The following is a 1,353-nucleotide window of genomic DNA, read 5'->3' as shown; positions in this document are numbered from 1 at the left end:
TCTTCCCAGAGCACGTCGCGGATCCGGGCCGAGGGGTTGCCCACGAACACGCCGGCGGAGATCTCCAGCAGCCAGCGGGTAAGGAAGCCGCGCAGTCCGGCCGGGCAGTTGGTGAGGACGATGACGGTCACCAGAGCTCGTCCCCGTAGTCCTCGGGCCCGTCGTAGTTGACGCCGGAGGCGACCTGGTGGCCGTGGTCGCTCTGAAGTGTGACGACGTCCCGGTCGTCGCCGGGGTCGGAGGGCTTGGCCGTCTCGGGCAGCAGGAGATGTTTGATGTCGTCGACGCACCGGCTCAGCAGGGATGTTTCGTTGATGCGGTCCCGCAGTGCACGGCGGGTGCGGGAGCCGACGTCCTCCTCGCCCTGTGCGGCCACGTCGAAGGCGAGCGGGATGCCGATCTCCGTCTTGTAGAGGTCGGCGATGTCCAGGACGAAGGACAGTTCGTGGCCGGAGTGGATGAAACCGAGGGCCGGGCTGCATCCCAGGGAGGTGACGACGGCATGGGCGATGCCGTACATGCACTGGGCGGCGGCGGTGATGGCCTGGTTGACGGCGTCACCGCCGGTGAAGTCGCCGGGGGTGTAGCGGCGGCCCCGCCAGGGGACGCCGGTGCGGACGGCCTCGGCGCGGTAGCAGTCCTTGACCCGTCGTCCCTCGCGGCCGAGGAGTTCGTGCCGGGTGAGGCCGGCCGGGTCCTCGTCCGGGAAACGCAGCCGGTACATCTTGCGTGCCACGGCGAGGCGGCTGCGCGAGTTGGCCCACTGCCCGGCCTGGGCCTCCATGAGGGTGGAGGAGCGGGTGAGGGAGCGGCCGGAGGCGTAGTGGCGCACGCCGTGTTCACCGACCCAGCAGACGGCCGCGCCGGTCTCGCCCAGCACGCTCATGGCCTGATGGGTGACGCGTGTTCCGGGCCCGAGGAGGAGGGTGCCGATGGTCGCCGAGGGGATGTGGGTGGTGCCCTCCGCGTCCTGGGCGGTGATGGCGTTGGCGTCGCGGTGCACCGTGCAGCGTTCCAGGTAGACGAAGGAGAGACGCTCGTCGGCGCGGGTGAGCTGCCGGGGAGTGAGCGCCGGGCGGCGGGAGACCGTGCTCATGACGCCTGCCGGGCGGGCTGGGCGAGGGGGGCCAGGGTGAGAAGGCCGCAGCCGTAGGCACGGGCCCGGCCGACGCCCTGGGTGAGGGTGCGGCGCAGAGCGTCGGGGTCGGTGACCTCCAGCCGTCCTTCGAAGGTGACGGTGACGACGGTGACCGGCTTGCCCCGACGGCCGTCAGTGCCGCGGGACTTGTCGAAGGAGAGGGACCGGGTGTCCCGTACGGCCAGTTCGTACCGGTCGCCGGGATGGGGGTGCTT

At 71.2% G+C, this 1,353-nt stretch carries 3 protein-coding genes; all 3 read right to left on the bottom strand.

Translation table 11 applies throughout. The annotated features are described in order from the left end of the window. Positions 1 to 131, bottom strand: a 131-nt coding sequence (gene cas2e, locus ABZ340_RS36580; protein ID WP_358786215.1) for a type I-E CRISPR-associated endoribonuclease Cas2e, incomplete at its 3' end; no start/stop codon positions are given. Next, a complete protein-coding gene (gene cas1e, locus ABZ340_RS36575) occupies positions 128 to 1,096 on the bottom strand; it encodes a type I-E CRISPR-associated endonuclease Cas1e (RefSeq protein WP_358786214.1) in 969 nt (322 codons plus the stop codon). The genes cas1e and cas2e, both read right to left, overlap by 4 nt. Then, a partial coding sequence (gene cas6e, locus ABZ340_RS36570; protein WP_358786213.1) for a type I-E CRISPR-associated protein Cas6/Cse3/CasE occupies positions 1,093 to 1,353 on the bottom strand: 261 nt, incomplete at its 5' end. The genes cas6e and cas1e, both read right to left, overlap by 4 nt.

It is taken from the genome of Streptomyces sp. NPDC006134, from assembly GCF_040628835.1.
GTDB lineage: Bacteria > Actinomycetota > Actinomycetes > Streptomycetales > Streptomycetaceae > Streptomyces.
Note: the sequence above shows the minus strand (reverse complement) of the source record. Positions and strands in the feature narration are given on the sequence as shown.

What these genes read in the sequence shown, in the direction of transcription:
- cas1e (WP_358786214.1), bottom strand. Translation starts at nt 1,096, where the DNA reads ATGAGCACGGTCTCCCGCCGCCCGGCGCTCACTCCCCGGCAGCTCACC.